This is a genomic window from Hydrocarboniclastica marina (assembly GCF_004851605.1).
Taxonomy (GTDB): Bacteria; Pseudomonadota; Gammaproteobacteria; order Pseudomonadales; family Oleiphilaceae; genus Hydrocarboniclastica; species Hydrocarboniclastica marina.
Window position 1 is genome coordinate 1,867,402 of sequence record NZ_CP031093.1, and the last position, 14,023, is coordinate 1,881,424.

The following is a 14,023-nucleotide window of genomic DNA, read 5'->3' on the forward strand; positions in this document are numbered from 1 at the left end:
ATGCGCGCGAGCAATGGCTTTACCAACAGGGACATAGAGCCAACATGCCGGAATGGATGAAGCATTTTTACGTCATCTGCGTCGTAACAACGCTATGGACGTGGTTTTTCCTGCTCGGGCTTCGGAGCGACTACTACCAGGACTGGACCTGGCTGGCCCAGCTTGTGTTCGTGGATGTGTTGCCTCTGTTCGCGATGATCCTTCTCTCGAAGGGGCTCATCCTCTTGTTCAAGAGCTACGGTCTAGCACGGTCGTCTCTGATAGTGGCCTTCTACTTCTCGGTGCCTTTCTTCCTGTACGACTATGCTTATCTCGTGGCTTATAAAGACCACGGTGCTGAGTACCTGTTCAATTACTGGTATCTGACTGGATTTAGCTTATTGCCATGGATCGTATTTCCCATCAGAGCCAGGTTGATGTCCAGGCGCTAGCTTAGCGCAGTGCAGGTAACAACCGGTGATTATTGGCGTCAAGAAGGAAGACAATGAAACTGATTCTAAAAATTGCGGCAGGAATCATTCTGGCATTCGTTGTAGTTTTGATCCTGAGGGTGGTAATCGTAGGCTTCATGCTAAACGGGGCGAATGAAATCGCGAGAGAGCGTATGGACAAGCAGAGGCAAGCTGCGGCCTCGAAAGAACAAAGGGTTCGGCAGGAGAAGCAAGAAACTGTAGAGCGGGACCGGAAAGCGAAAGAGCTAGCACGGCATCAAGCCGAGTACCGTAGAAAGAAGGACGAAGCGTGGCGCAACTATTACATGGACCCCGTGGACTGCCTCGTATTCAGATCTGATAGGCACATGGTGGAGTGTGTCGATAATAAGAAGAAGACGCGCAACGAGTTTGACCGGCTCTATGACCGCGGCGCTTTGCCTTGAGCATTTAATGGCAGAGCTAATCATGGCGGCAGCTAACAGGACAGCCAGCTGAAGCTGAGAATTTCACCTTATGCACCGAACCACTACCCAGTAAGCCGGAGTTCGCTTGAATATCAATTGTCTATTGGCTGCGACGTTTCTGCTACTGTCCTCCGGCTTCGGCCATGCGGCCGGCGTGATTAAATGCACGGATAAATCAGGAAACGTGCTATTCACCGAGAACGCTTATCACTGCTCGGGTCAAAGAGAGCCCCATGCTTTAACTCTCGCTGTTCCATCTGGTTTGAATAAAGACCGAGTGAACTACAGTTCGCCTAATCGCCACTATGTGTCTGCGGACGGCAAATGGAATATTCATGTAGAGAAAAGTCTGCTAGAGGGTGATCAAGACCTGTTTAGAGCGTCTGTGGCCAAACTGCGGGAGACACTTGATTATGTTTTTTCGCTGATGCCGTTGAGATCGCGGACAATATTGTCTGACTTACAGTTCTACATTATGTGGGGCGAGGCGTCGCCTAATGGCGGGCGTAAGAGCGGTATGAGTTATATAAGAAAGGGTGAGCCCGGCAACTACCCCCGTTTGGATAAAAAGTGGGAGAACTCTATAGTTATATACAGTGCCGAGAATCTTATGTACTTGGACGACCTGTGGTCGAGAAAGGCCGTATTTCATGAGCTGGCACATGCATGGCATATCGCTAATTGGGCTGAGAAGCATCCGCCGATTTATAATTCATGGAAATCTGCCAAAGACGGTAATAGGTATACTAACGTCCGTGATATTAAAAATAGAACCATCAAAAATGCGTATGCGCTGAAAAATCAACTTGAATACTTTGCGGAGCTATCGGCTATCTATTTCGTCGGTGGGAACTACCATCCTTATGATAGAGCGGCCCTCGAGAAGTATGACCCAAGCGGGCATAGAATGGTTGAAGCCCTGTGGGACTAATGCTCCGATGTAACCAAAAGTAGCGGTCGAATATCCCCACGCTCTATATCGGCACCTTACGAAGCGAAGTTTAGACAAAGGAAGTAGCAGGCCATTGGTGCACAGACCAACTAGTTCCCCAGGCTCCACGGAAAAACGCCACCTGAACATCAACGCCCCAACCACCCCATGATCTCCATCCCCACAAGCTCCGGATGCGTCATTATTACGAGCGATGACCTTATCTCGTGTCAGCAAACTGTCTGCTCTCCCCCAATCTCGCTCCGGCCGGCGTGTGCACCAAACTTCCTGCGGAACTCGGTCAGCCGCCAACCCTCAACCCAACCCTGCAATTCACCGGCGGGTATGGGCCGGGCGATGTAGAAGCCCTCGCCCCACTCGCAACCCAGTTCAATCAGATGCTGGCCATGCTGCCAGGTCTCGACACCCTCGGCGATCACATCGCACTGGAAGGCGAGCGCAAAGCCAATCACGCCTTTGAGGATGGCTAGGCCCGAAAGCCAGAAATAATGCTCTGAGCGTCTTTCTGTTCAAACCCGCCTTACGTCCGATTCAACTCATACACTGCCATGTTAACGGCAGAAGCGAGGTTCAGGGATTCAATCGCGGCGGCACCGGGGATGGTGAAGCGCTGGGCGGCAAGCGTGGATACTTCGGCGGGTACTCCCCGGGCCTCGTTGCCGAACAGGTAGCAGTCATGGTCATGGAAGTCAGGGCTTGTCAGCGGCTCACCGCCGATGTCGAGGCAGGCAATACGGGAATAGCGGCTGCCCAGGGCAGCCAGGCTGACTTCGGTTTCGATGGGCACATGAAAAACAGCACCCATGCTGGACCGCACCACTTTAGGGTTGAACGGATCCACACTGCCGGGGCTGAGCAGACAGCGCAGGCCGCCGAACCAGGCCAGCGTTCGCAGGATGGTGCCGAGGTTGCCAGGGTCCTGGACTTCATGCAGGTAGACGGCCTTTCCCGTCGAGGCTGAAGATGCGTCGGCTCCTGGAGCACTGCCGGCGGCGGGCGGTAAGGGCGCCACCGCAAGTATGCCCTGGGGCGACTTTGTGTCGGCGAATTGGGCCATCTGCCGGTCGCTGATCTGGGTTTTGGGCCAGGGGCTGGGCCAGTCCTGATAAGCGCCGGTGACGAATAACTGCGCCTGCTGCCAGTGCGAGTTTCCCTCAGCGGCCTTTTCCAGCTCCAGTACCAGGTGTTCGCCCTCCACCAGGAAGTGCCCGAGGGACTGGCGGTATTTTTTCTGGTGAAGCTTCTTGATGTCATCCAGCTTCACGACTTTTGCACCTGGGCTTCCTTCACATGCGCAGGCGCTGTTTCCACGTCCGCCAGCATGGCCTTGGCGACGGCTTCGGCGATCTTGATGCCATCGACCCCGGCGGAGAGAATCCCGCCGGCATAACCCGCGCCTTCGCCAGCGGGGTAAAGCCCGCGGGTGTTAAGGCTTTGCAGGCTGTCACGGTCCCGGGTTATGCGAACCGGCGAAGATGTGCGGGTTTCGACCCCGGTCAGCAGTGCGTCCGGGCGGTCAAAGCCACGGATCTGGCGACCAAAAGCCGGGAAGGCTTCGCGGATAGCTTCGATGGCGTAAGCGGGCAGGGACGGCGCAAGGTCCCCAAGAAGAATCCCCGGCTTGTACGACGGCTCCACCTCACCCAGTTTCGCCGAAGGTCTGCCTGCGACAAAGTCGCCCACCAGTTGCGCAGGGGCGCAGTAGTCGCTGCCACCCAGCTCATAAGCCCTGGCTTCGAGTTGTTCCTGTAATTCGACACCGGCCAGCGCATCGCCGGGGAAGTCCTGCTCCGGTTGGATGCTGACAACGATGCCGGAGTTGGCATTACGTTCATTACGGGAGTACTGGCTCATACCGTTGGTGACCACGCGCCCGGGCTCGGACGTGGCGGCCACTACAGTGCCGCCGGGGCACATGCAAAAGCTGTAAACTGCCCGGCCGTTCTTGGCATGGTGCACCAGCTTGTAGTCGGCGGCGCCCAGGGCAGGGTGGCCTGCATACTTACCCAGCCGGGCTTTGTCGATCAGGCCCTGGGGATGCTCAACCCGAAAGCCAATGGCGAAGGGCTTGGCCTCCAGGAATACGCCCCGGTGCTGAAGCATCCTGAACGTGTCCCGGGCGCTATGGCCCAATGCCATCACGACATGGCGGCTCATGAGCTGCTCGCCGTTGGCCAGGGTTACACCCCGAACCTGACCCTCTTCCAGCAGCAGATCGGTGACTTTATGCTCAAAACGGATCTCGCCGCCCAGGTTGATGATCTCTTCCCGCATGCGTGATACCACGCCCGTGAGACGAAAGGTGCCGATGTGAGGTTTGCTGACGTACAGGATCTCGTCCGGTGCCCCGGCCTTGACAAATTCCGCCATAACCTTGCGGCCATAGAACTTCGGGTCCTTGATCTGGCTGTAGAGTTTGCCGTCCGAGAACAGCCCGGCCCCCCCTTCGCCAAATTGCACATTGGATTCCGGTGACAGCTCTTTTTTGCGCCACAGGGCCCAGGTGTCTTTCGTACGTCGGCGAACATCCTTGCCCCGTTCCAGCACGATCGGCCGAAAACCCATCTGTGCCAGCAGCAGGGCAGCGAACAGACCGCAGGGCCCCAGACCAACAATGAGCGGCCGGTCTGACAAGCCTGCAGGTGCCTGCGCCACGGGGTAGTAGGCAGTATCCGGCGCAGGGCGGACATGTACGTCATCTGCGAACCGGTCCAATACGCTGGCTTCGTCCTGCACGGCCAGGTCCACGATGTAGACGAACTTGATCTCGCTGTTCTTCTTGCGGGCGTCATAGCTGCGCTTGAAAACTGTAAGTTGCAGCAGGTCCGCATCCCGAAGCTGCAGGCGCTGGAGGATTGCAGCACGTAGCGCTTCTTCGGGATGATCTAGGGGCAGTGCCAGTTCGGTAACGCGAATCATGGAATTTCCTGGCTGCCAGGCCAAGGCCCGGCAGATTGGTGTTTAAGAAGTGCGCCAATTGTACTGCCGGGCCGGGGGCTTGTCAGGCGTACACGCGGGCTGGGTGAAACCCCGGCGCTTTGAGCGTGCTTTTGCGGCAGGAAGCGCCGCGGCGTAAACTACGGTCTTTCCCGCAGTGATCAGAACACAGCCATCAGTTAACAGAACACATCCACCAGTGAACAGAAGAACCCATGGCCCGTTCCAAAAGCAGTAACCGCTGGCTCGAAGAGCACGTCAACGACCCCTTTGTGAAACAGGCACAGCTGGACGGCTATCGCTCCCGGGCCAGCTACAAGCTGCTGGAGATCAACGACAAGGACCGCCTGATCCAGCCCGGTGCGCTGGTGCTGGACCTGGGCTCCGCGCCCGGTGGATGGTCCCAGGTTGCTGCCAAACTGGTGGGTGACAAGGGCCGCATCGTGGCCTCCGATATCCTGCCCATGGACACTATTGCCGGCGTCGAGTTTGTGCAGGGCGACTTCACCGAACAGGCGGTGTTCGACCAGATCATGGCAACGCTGGATGGCGCCCAGGCAGACGTCATCATTTCTGACATGGCGCCCAATATCAGTGGCGTTAACGCGGCGGACCAGGCTGCCTCCATGTACCTGATAGAACTGGCGCTTGATATGGCGCACCAGGCCCTCAAGCCGAAAGGCAGCTTTGTAGCGAAAGTCTTCCACGGCGAAGGCTACGACGAGTTTGTCAAAGCCGTACGCGCGGTGTTCGATAAAGTCGCAGTGCGCAAGCCGGACTCATCGAGGTCCCGTTCCCGGGAAGTCTATCTGGTGGCGAAGGGGTTTCGGGGCGGTTGATTTCCGCAGGGCCAGTTCCGGGTCCGGTCATTCGCGTCTTTACTTGCCGGTCTGTCTTCGTCATAGTCATCGGATGACTGGTAGACAGGATGAATAACGGTGACTCTACAGAAGATCAAGCGTGGCTCCCTCGTCGAAGGCTCTGTCGAGAACCTGCGCCGCGCCGTTGAGCAGGGCACATGGGCGGTAGGCGAGCGTCTACCCAACGAAACCACGCTGGCTGAAACCCTGGGCGTCAGCCGTAACACGGTGCGGGAAGCGGTAAGGGTGCTGGCACACGTTGGCATTCTGGAAACCCGGCAGGGGGACGGCACGTTTGTACGCGCAATGCTGGACGCCGGCGAGGTCTTCAGGCGAATAGAGCGAACAGCGCTTCGCGACCAACTGGAGGTCCGTATGATGCTTGAAACTGAAGCGGCTCGACTCGCTGCTGAACGCAGAGGCGAGGCGGACTTGGACGCCATGCGAACAGCACTGGACAACCGTCACGCTGCTGGCGACGACATTGAGAAGCGGATCCGCTTCGATGAACAGTTCCACCACGCGATCGTAAACGCATCCGGCAATCAGGCACTCGTTGAGCTCTACAAGTATTTTGCAGGCAGCATCAGTAAGACCATCCATGAGACGGAGAAAAACGAAGGTCTGCCGAGACCGTCCCATGCGGATCACGAGCGCTTGCTGGAAGCTGTTCAGCGCGGCGACGCGGGAGTGGCAGACGACGTGGCGCGGACGTTGTTGAAAGCGAGTCTGGATGCACTGGAGTTTGAGTAATGCGCGTCCCAGTTGACGGCTTTACCCTGGTTCTGCTGGGGACAATCGGCCTGGCAACCATATTACCCGCTGAAGGCGGCTTCGCCGAGCAGTTGAGCTTCACGGGCAGTGGTGCCGTTGCTCTGCTGTTCTTTCTCCACGGTGCTGCACTTTCCCGCAAACAGGTTCTTGCGGGAGCCGGCCACTGGAAACTGCACCTGATCATCACGACCATGACTTTCGTCGTGTTTCCGCTCCTGGTATGGCCTCTTTCGCTCGTACCCGCAAGCTGGATGCCAGAGGATCTGGTGTATGGGTTCCTGTACCTGGGCGTATTGCCTTCCGCGGTTTCGTCTTCCATTGCCTTCACCGCAATGGCGCGAGGGAACGTGCCGGCAGCTGTCTGTAGTGCTGCTGCCTCTAACGTATTCGGCATGATGCTTACACCGTTCCTGCTTATGTTACTGGTTAACATGGCTGGGGACGGCTTTGCTGCAGGCAGCGCACTGAAAGACATCATCCTCCAGTTGTTGTTGCCGTTTTTTGCCGGGCATGCGTTGCGGCCCTGGCTTGCCCGGCTTATGGACCGGCATAAGGCCCTGCTCGGCCGCTACGATCAGGGGGTGATCGTGCTTATCGTCTACTCGGCGTTCAGCCACTCGGTGGTGAGCGGGCTCTGGGAGAGCTTGCCTATCGCCTCGGTGGTGCTGGCAATCGCGCTGTGTTTTGCACTGCTTTTTCTGGTGATATTAATCGGCCGATTGGCGGCCATGAACCTGGGTTTGGATGCTGCTGACGAGGCGGCCGTTGTCTTCTGCGGGTCGAAAAAGAGTCTGGCTTCCGGTTTGCCCATGGCGAAGGTGCTATTTGCCGGTCATCCTGGCTTTGGCGCGATTGTGCTGCCCATCATGTGCTACAACCAGATTCAGATCATTGTTGGGGCGATCCTGGCCAGGCAATACCAGGCCAGGATCAGTGAGGCGCCGACCAGGCCGCAAACGTTGTGATCGGCAAGAGCGGCGGCAGTTTATGCCTCATACTGCAGCCGCTGAGCTTCCGCAACAGACTCTCTCTGATTGCGCTGGTGCAGGAGCCGCGCCCGGTCGTCCTGTGCGATCGCGCCACTGGCAAACCGCGACCACTCAGGGCTGCAAATCCGCCTTGTGCCTTTCTGCTTTTCCCGGCCTGACCCACTTGTACTAGTTGTTCTAACGCAATTGCACGCCACCGACCCAAGCTAGAGCCACTTCGGGGCCCTGCGCACTAGCGCGGGGCGCACACGCGCATTCCCATTACCCCGAATTCAGCCTTCCGTTTGTTCGAAAATGCCTGTCTAAACAAACGCCTGAAAGCCCTCGTCCGCCTGCTGGCACGGCGAATGCAAAATCTTCATTACCGGATACAACATGCTAGTACAAGCCGCCGGATGATGATGAGAGGGCAACCTGATGACGACAGATACCCATGTTAGAGCCCAGCGATCACGGTCGGTGTTTTCGCCGTTTAAAGCCTTGGAGGTCCAGTGCCTTCCTTTGGCCCGTCGAGGAGGTGCTCTATGAGTGTGCAACCCAAGCCGGCACCCGCCGCAACCGCTACGCCGGCCAAGCCGGTACTGATGCCCACGCAAAAACCGGCCGCGACGACGCCGTCCCGGCGCTACCTGCCGAGGAATCTTGACCGCTGGCTGGTGCGCGGCGGTGCGATCGTGTTTGCGGTGCTGATGTGGCAGCTGCTTTCCAGCACGGGGTTCAATTTCTTCATCAACTTTGAGCACGTACCCACGCCGGTCGTGGTCGGGGCACAGTTCGCCGAACTGGTGGTGAACCCTGACTTCTACGTTCACATCTACCACAGCCTGGTGCGCATCTTTATGGGTTACGCCCTGGCAGCGGTAATCGGCATCACCCTGGGGGTAGTGATGGGACGGTCTCGCTTCGCCGAGGACGTAATCCTGCCCTATATCGAGATTCTTCGGCCGATCCCTGCGGTGGCCTGGATCCCGCTGGCCATCCTGATGATGCCGAGCGAGCAGGCCAGCATTGTCTATATCACTTTCCTGGGCGCGGTATTCCCGATCGTCCTGAACACCGTCCACGGCGTGGAGCAGACACCGCCGGTACTGATCCGCGCTGCCCGCAGCCTGGGTGCCAGTAACGCTTCCATTATGCGCCATGTGGTGCTGCCTGGTGCGCTACCGAGCATTTCCGCCGGGCTGGCGATCGGTATGGGGGTGGCTTGGTTCTCCCTGCTGGCGGGCGAGATTATCAGCGGCCAGTACGGCATCGGCTACTTCACCTGGAGCGCGTACACGCTGATCGAATACCCCAAGATCATCATCGGCATGCTCGTCATCGGCTTGCTCGGCTCGGCCTGTACCTGGCTGGTCCGGCTGGCCTGCAGCCCGCTCCTGCGCTGGCAGAGCCAGGGCTCACGCTGAAACGCACGGCGACCATCACTTAACAGCCTTCGGAGAATCGTCCCATGAATCATGCTGCCACTGTAAATCGTGCCGCTGTGCTTGAGCTTAAACAGAGCCCCAGGGCGCAGAAAGATAGCGGTAAAGGACGGGTCAGCGTCCGCGACGTCAACATTGAGTTCAACACGGCAACCGGCACTAACACAGCAGTGCAGGGCGCGAACCTGGAGATTCAGCCGGGCGAGTTCGTCTGTCTGCTCGGGCCTTCGGGTTGCGGCAAATCAACCTTGCTGAACGCGGTTGCCGGTTTTGTTCAGGTGACAGCAGGTGCCCTGGATCTGGATGGCAAACCTATAACCAAGCCTGGCCCAGACAGGGGCATGGTGTTCCAGCAGCACTCGCTTTTTCCCTGGAAAAGCGTGCAGGAAAACGTCGCGTTCGGGCCGTTGATGGCTGGCGTCGGTCAGCGCGAAGCGGAAAGCGTCGCCCGCACATTTCTCTCTCTGGTGGGATTGTCCGGCCACGCCAAATCCTATCCGGGAACACTGTCCGGCGGCATGCAGCAGCGCGTGGGCATTGCCCGGGCGCTGGCCAACTACCCCAGTGTGTTGCTGATGGATGAGCCTTTCGGCGCGCTGGATGCCCAGACTCGCACGATGATGCAGGAGAACCTGCTGGAGATCTGGGAGGAGTTCAACAACACGGTGCTGTTCGTAACCCATGACATCGATGAGGCGGTGTTCCTGTCGGACCGCATTGTGGTCATGAGTGCAAGTCCCGGCCGGCTGATCGCGGATATCACCGTGAAACTGCCTCGCCCACGCACCCAGGAGTTACTGATCACGCCTGAGTTCATGGCGCTCAAGAAAGAATGCCTGGCCCTGATCCGTCAGGAAACCATGCGCGCGTTCGAGCAACAGAACGAGACCGCCTGAACAGGGCAAAAAGGGGTGAGCTGTGATGAACACGAGCGAAACCAAATTGTACCCGGGTGACTCGCCAGAGCCGTTGTACGTGCAGATACGCAGCACACTCAGGCAGCGGATTCTGGAGGGGACCTACGTCCCCCACCAGCGTCTGCCGTCCGAAAGTGAGCTTATGGCCGCCTTCGGCGTCAGCCGCATTACGATCCGCCAGGCGCTGCGGGACCTGCATAACGAAGGGCTGATTTTCAGCGCCCAGGGTAAGGGCAGTTTTGTCAGCAAGCCCAAGGCCGTGCAGAACGTCCAGCGGCTGGAAGGGTTTGGCGAAGCGATGGCGGCCCAGGGGCACGAGGCCGTGGCCAGGCTGCTGAGTATTCAGGAACGCAAACCGCCCAAGGCGGCCGCCGCAGCGTTTGAATTGCAGTCGGGGGATTCAGTGGTGGAGGTAAAGCGCGTGCGCTACCTCAACCGTAATCCGGTCTCTCTCGATATCAGCTACTTCCCGACCGACATCGGCCGGCGCCTGTTCGGCTGCGACCTGAGCGGTGACATTTTCCCGATGCTGGAGAACCTCTTCGCCATCTCCCTGGGCGCAGCAGATATCGGCATTGAATCCACGCTGGCGGACGACGAGACCCAGCATCACCTCAACCTGAAGGCCGGGGAGGCGGTCCTGCGTGTTGAGAGACTTACCTACAGCCGGGCTGGCCGGCCCATTGACTTCGAGTACCTCAGTTTCAGGGGCGACTCTTTCAAGTACCAGTTCCGCGTCGAGCGGAAATAGGAGACTCAAATGAACGTCAAAGACATTCCCGTTATCGAAACCGACGTGCTTGTTATTGGTGGCGGCACCGCCGGTCCGATGGCGGCAGTTACGGTCAAGGAGCAGGATCCTAAACTCAAGGTGATCCTGCTGGAGAAAGCCAACGTCAAACGCTCCGGTGCCATCTCCATGGGTATGGACGGGCTCAACAACGCGATTGTGCCGGGCCACGCCACACCGGAGCAGTACGTAAAGGAAATCACCATCGCCAACGACGGCATTGTCCACCAACCGGCCCTGATGGCATACGCCCAGCGCTCGTTCCCGATGATCGAGAAGCTCGACTCCTGGGGCGTACATTTCCAGAAAGACGAAACCGGCGACTACGACATGAAGAAGGTCCACCATCTGGGCACCTATGTCCTGCCTATGCCGGAGGGCCACAACGTCAAGAAGATCCTTTACCGTCGCCTGCGCCGGGCCCGGGTGGAGATCGAGAACCGTTTCCAGGCCACACGTCTGCTGAAAGACGAACAGGGCAACATCGCCGGTATGGTTGGCGTTAACACCCGTACTGCCGAGCCCATCATCATCCGCGCCAAGGCCGTGATCATGGCGACGGGTGCGGCGGGGCGTATTGGCCTGCCGACCTCAGGCTATCTGTTCGGCACCTACGAGAACCCGGCCAACAACGGTGACGGCCACGCCATGGCTTACCACGTCGGTGCGGACCTGGCCAACCTCGAGTGCTACCAGGTGAATCCCTTGCTGAAGGACTACAACGGACCGGCCTGCGCTTATGTGACCGGGCCGCTGGGGGGCTTCACCTCCAACGCGTTTGGCGAGCGCTTCATCGAGTGCGACTACTGGTCCGGCCAGATGATGCTGGAGTTCTTCAAGGAACTGGAATCCGGCACGGGCCCGGTGTTTCTCAAGCTGGATCACCTGGCGGAAGAGACCATCGAGGAAATCGAAACGGTGCTACACACCAACGAGCGGCCCAGCCGGGGCCGGTTCCACGATGGCCGAAACGTCAATTACCGCGAACGCATGGTGGAGATGCACATCTCCGAAATCGGCTTCTGTTCCGGCCATTCGGCGTCCGGTGTCTGGGTCGACGAAACCGGTGCCACTACGGTACCCGGGCTATTCGGCGCCGGAGATATGGCCTCGGTGGCCCACGCCTACATGCTGGGTGCTTTTGTTTACGGCCAGATCTGCGGTGAGTCCGCCGCTGCCTTCGCCAAAGCACGCGGTGAGGTGAAGCTGGATGAAGCCTATATCGCTGCCGAACTCGACCGTATCCGCGCACCGCTACTGGTTAAAGACGGCATCCCGCCAGAGCAGATGGAGTACAAGGTGCGCCGCCTGGTCAACGATTACCTGCAGCCGCCCAAGGTAACCAAAAAAATGGAAATTGGCCTGGAACGCATTCTCGCGGTGCGGCAGGACATTCCCCGCCTGCAGGCGAACGATCCGCACGAGCTGCTGCGGGCCATGGAAGTCCAGTCGATTATCGACTGCGCCGAGATGGCGGCACGGGCATCGCTTTACCGCACCGAATCCCGCTGGGGCCTGTATCACTACCGGGTCGACTGTCCTGAGCGCAACGACGCCGACTGGTTCTGCCATAGCCGTCTGTTCAAGGACGAGAACGGCAACATGGCCAGCGGCAAGCGCGAGATCGCCCCTTACATCGTGGAGCTTGGCGAAGAAAAAGATGCGTACAACAAGCTGCGCGTCAAGAAAGCAGCCAACGCCTAACCCAACCTGAATTCAGGAGAGAGACCATGCCCTTAGCCAACCACCTGACCAGCGTGCCCGTCATTGTCGACGAGGATAAATGCATCGCTGACAAGGGCTGCACCGTCTGCATCGACGTTTGCCCCCTCGACGTGCTCTGGATCAATCCGGACACCGGCAAAGCCCATATGAAATACGACGAGTGCTGGTACTGCATGCCCTGCGAGGCCGATTGCCCAACCGACGCTGTCACGGTCGAGATTCCCTATCTGCTGCGCTGAGGTGTGAGATGAAGCATTACGACGATCCAGAAGTACAGGAACTGGCCATCAGGATGGCCGACGCCGATCCGGGCATCCGCCGTGTAGCGGTGCTCTCGCTGGTCGACTGCGGCGCGCCGGAAGCCGTGGAGCTGTTGATCCAGGCGCTGAAAGATGAAGACCCATCGGTCCGCCAGCAGGCAGCCAAAGTGGTCGATGAGTTTGACGCCGAAGACATTGCCGATTCCTTGCTGGCTGCGTTGAACGACCCCGACGAAGTGGTCCGCAACGGCGCAGCCCACGCGCTGGCTGACCTGCAGGACCCGTCCGCGGCACCGCCCTTATTGGCTGCGCTCAAGGAGAGTAACGATAGTTTTGTCAGCGCCGCCATCCTGCGGGCCCTGAAGCCCCTACGAGTGCCGGAGGCGCAGACGCCAGCCCTGGAGCGGCTCAAGGATGACGACGCCCAGGTCCGCCGGGAAGCAGTAGGTGTCCTTGGCTGGTTGAAGGCGGAGGAGAACCTGCCGGCACTGATCGACTGCGCCAAAACTGATGACGACCCCGAGGTCCGCCGTGCTGGCACCAGCGCGCTGGTGTACGCCAGTGGCGCAATGGTCGGCACCACCCTGGTCAACCAGTTGGGAGACGAACACTGGCAGGTGCGCTGCGAGGCCGCGCTGGCGATAGGCAAATTGCAGTACATGGCCGGTATTCCCGCACTGATCGAAGTGACCCGGGACAAGCTCTGGCAGGTCAAGGAAAAAGCGGCGGATTCGCTGGGCAAGTTGCAGGCCGTCGATGCTATCCCGGCCCTGGGCGTCTGTACCCAGGATCCCATGGCCAACCTGCGCAAGGCAGCAGTCTGTGCACTGGGTGAGATCGGCCATAGCGATGGCCGCCGTTTCATCGATGTGGCAATGGATGACCCAGACCCGGACGTTCGCAAGATCGCCCGTTGGGCGCAATCCAAGCTGGATTCCGCTGCCTGATGTGCCGGCGTGTGACCGGTCATCGGCACGCGCCTGGCTACTGGCTGAACTGTTCAGGCAGGCGAACTGCTGAAGAAGGACCGCCTGTTGAGGAAGGACAACTTGTTAAGGAAGGAGAGGCACCATGACTTTTGTCGTTACCGATAACTGTATCCGCTGCAAATACACCGACTGCGTCGAGGTATGCCCGGTGGACTGCTTTCACGAGGGGCCGAACTTTCTCGTGATCAATCCGGAGACCTGCATCGACTGCGCCCTGTGCGTTGCTGAGTGTCCCGCCGAGGCGATCTATGACGAAGCAGATCTACCGCCGGACCAGCTGCCGTTTGTGGCGCTCAATGCCGAGTTGGCGAATATCTGGCCGGTGATCAGTGAGAAGAAAGAGCCCCTTGAGGAAGCCGAAGAGTGGATAGACCAGGCCAACAAGCTGCCGCACCTGCAGCGCCAGGCAGAGGCGTAAGGAAAGCGGGCATCCCATTTATCAACTTGTCATAGCAGGTTATGTCCCCTGACGTTGGGGACAGACGCGGCGACAAGTTTGGCACCAGAC

The 14,023-nt window shown here is 58.8% G+C and carries 16 protein-coding genes; 13 read left to right on the forward strand and 3 right to left on the reverse strand.

Going from position 1 to position 14,023, the window contains the following annotated elements; translation table 11 throughout:
• Positions 1-44: 44 nt before the first annotated feature.
• The 3 genes from soil367_RS08385 to soil367_RS08395 all read left to right on the forward strand — a co-directional run bounded on the left by soil367_RS08385 (position 45) and on the right by soil367_RS08395 (position 1,829).
• A complete protein-coding gene (locus soil367_RS08385) occupies positions 45-431 on the forward strand; it encodes a hypothetical protein (protein WP_136548670.1) in 387 nt (128 codons plus the stop codon).
• A gap of 53 nt (positions 432-484) precedes the next feature.
• Positions 485-877 carry a cell envelope integrity protein TolA gene (locus tag soil367_RS08390; protein ID WP_136548671.1) on the forward strand — a complete coding sequence of 131 codons (393 nt, stop codon included), beginning with the start codon at positions 485-487 and terminating at the stop codon, positions 875-877.
• Positions 878-983: 106 nt separating this feature from the next.
• On the forward strand, positions 984-1,829 hold the full coding sequence (locus soil367_RS08395) for a hypothetical protein (protein WP_136548672.1): 846 nt from the start codon (positions 984-986) through the stop codon (positions 1,827-1,829).
• A 230-nt stretch (positions 1,830-2,059) separates the two neighbouring features.
• On the opposite strand, the gene soil367_RS19185 is transcribed toward soil367_RS08395, so the two are convergent.
• From soil367_RS19185 to soil367_RS08410, 3 genes are all read right to left on the reverse strand, one after another.
• Positions 2,060-2,302: a hypothetical protein gene (locus soil367_RS19185; protein WP_425459971.1), complete on the reverse strand. Its 243-nt coding sequence runs from the start codon at positions 2,300-2,302 to the stop codon at positions 2,060-2,062.
• A gap of 68 nt (positions 2,303-2,370) precedes the next feature.
• Complete coding sequence (locus soil367_RS08405) at positions 2,371-3,114, reverse strand: TrmH family RNA methyltransferase (RefSeq protein WP_136548673.1); 744 nt, start codon at positions 3,112-3,114, stop codon at positions 2,371-2,373.
• A complete protein-coding gene (locus tag soil367_RS08410; RefSeq protein WP_136548674.1) occupies positions 3,111-4,769 on the reverse strand; it encodes an NAD(P)/FAD-dependent oxidoreductase in 1,659 nt (552 codons plus the stop codon). The genes soil367_RS08405 and soil367_RS08410 overlap by 4 nt, the downstream gene beginning before the upstream one ends.
• Before the next feature lie 233 nt (positions 4,770-5,002).
• On the opposite strand from soil367_RS08410, the gene rlmE reads away from it, so the two are divergent.
• From rlmE to fdxA, 10 genes are all read left to right on the forward strand, one after another.
• Complete coding sequence (rlmE, locus tag soil367_RS08415) at positions 5,003-5,626, forward strand: 23S rRNA (uridine(2552)-2'-O)-methyltransferase RlmE (RefSeq protein ID WP_136548675.1); 624 nt, start codon at positions 5,003-5,005, stop codon at positions 5,624-5,626.
• Positions 5,627-5,725: 99 nt separating this feature from the next.
• Positions 5,726-6,400, forward strand: coding sequence for a FadR/GntR family transcriptional regulator (locus soil367_RS08420; protein WP_136548676.1), 675 nt, complete (start codon positions 5,726-5,728; stop codon positions 6,398-6,400).
• Positions 6,400-7,386 (forward strand): bile acid:sodium symporter family protein, encoded by a 987-nt coding sequence (locus tag soil367_RS08425; RefSeq protein ID WP_136548677.1) that lies wholly within the window; start codon positions 6,400-6,402, stop codon positions 7,384-7,386. Before soil367_RS08420 ends, soil367_RS08425 begins: the two co-directional genes overlap by 1 nt.
• Before the next feature lie 548 nt (positions 7,387-7,934).
• The gene (locus soil367_RS08430) at positions 7,935-8,816 is read left to right on the forward strand and encodes an ABC transporter permease (protein ID WP_136548678.1); all 882 of its coding nucleotides are present in this window, start codon (positions 7,935-7,937) and stop codon (positions 8,814-8,816) included.
• Positions 8,817-8,860: 44 nt separating this feature from the next.
• Positions 8,861-9,730, forward strand: a complete 870-nt coding sequence (locus tag soil367_RS08435; RefSeq protein ID WP_136548679.1) for an ABC transporter ATP-binding protein — start codon at positions 8,861-8,863, stop codon at positions 9,728-9,730.
• Between the two features lie 25 nt (positions 9,731-9,755).
• Positions 9,756-10,502 (forward strand): GntR family transcriptional regulator, encoded by a 747-nt coding sequence (locus tag soil367_RS08440; protein WP_136548680.1) that lies wholly within the window; start codon positions 9,756-9,758, stop codon positions 10,500-10,502.
• A gap of 9 nt (positions 10,503-10,511) precedes the next feature.
• A complete protein-coding gene (locus soil367_RS08445) occupies positions 10,512-12,245 on the forward strand; it encodes a fumarate reductase/succinate dehydrogenase flavoprotein subunit (RefSeq protein WP_136548681.1) in 1,734 nt (577 codons plus the stop codon).
• A 26-nt stretch (positions 12,246-12,271) separates the two neighbouring features.
• Positions 12,272-12,505: a 4Fe-4S dicluster domain-containing protein gene (locus tag soil367_RS08450; protein ID WP_136548682.1), complete on the forward strand. Its 234-nt coding sequence runs from the start codon at positions 12,272-12,274 to the stop codon at positions 12,503-12,505.
• A gap of 8 nt (positions 12,506-12,513) precedes the next feature.
• Complete coding sequence (locus tag soil367_RS08455; RefSeq protein ID WP_136548683.1) at positions 12,514-13,473, forward strand: HEAT repeat domain-containing protein; 960 nt, start codon at positions 12,514-12,516, stop codon at positions 13,471-13,473.
• Between the two features lie 124 nt (positions 13,474-13,597).
• On the forward strand, positions 13,598-13,933 hold the full coding sequence (fdxA, locus tag soil367_RS08460; protein ID WP_136548684.1) for a ferredoxin FdxA: 336 nt from the start codon (positions 13,598-13,600) through the stop codon (positions 13,931-13,933).
• Positions 13,934-14,023 lie beyond the last annotated feature (90 nt).

Coding starts and splice junctions, on each gene's coding strand:
- soil367_RS08385 (WP_136548670.1), top strand. CDS start 45: ATGCCGGAATGGATGAAGCATTTTTACGTCATCTGCGTCGTAACAACG.
- soil367_RS08390 (WP_136548671.1), top strand. CDS start 485: ATGAAACTGATTCTAAAAATTGCGGCAGGAATCATTCTGGCATTCGTT.
- soil367_RS08410 (WP_136548674.1), bottom strand. CDS start 4,769: ATGATTCGCGTTACCGAACTGGCACTGCCCCTAGATCATCCCGAAGAA.
- rlmE (WP_136548675.1), top strand. CDS start 5,003: ATGGCCCGTTCCAAAAGCAGTAACCGCTGGCTCGAAGAGCACGTCAAC.
- soil367_RS08425 (WP_136548677.1), top strand. CDS start 6,400: ATGCGCGTCCCAGTTGACGGCTTTACCCTGGTTCTGCTGGGGACAATC.
- soil367_RS08430 (WP_136548678.1), top strand. CDS start 7,935: ATGAGTGTGCAACCCAAGCCGGCACCCGCCGCAACCGCTACGCCGGCC.
- soil367_RS08435 (WP_136548679.1), top strand. CDS start 8,861: ATGAATCATGCTGCCACTGTAAATCGTGCCGCTGTGCTTGAGCTTAAA.
- soil367_RS08440 (WP_136548680.1), top strand. CDS start 9,756: ATGAACACGAGCGAAACCAAATTGTACCCGGGTGACTCGCCAGAGCCG.
- soil367_RS08445 (WP_136548681.1), top strand. CDS start 10,512: ATGAACGTCAAAGACATTCCCGTTATCGAAACCGACGTGCTTGTTATT.
- soil367_RS08450 (WP_136548682.1), top strand. CDS start 12,272: ATGCCCTTAGCCAACCACCTGACCAGCGTGCCCGTCATTGTCGACGAG.
- soil367_RS08455 (WP_136548683.1), top strand. CDS start 12,514: ATGAAGCATTACGACGATCCAGAAGTACAGGAACTGGCCATCAGGATG.
- fdxA (WP_136548684.1), top strand. CDS start 13,598: ATGACTTTTGTCGTTACCGATAACTGTATCCGCTGCAAATACACCGAC.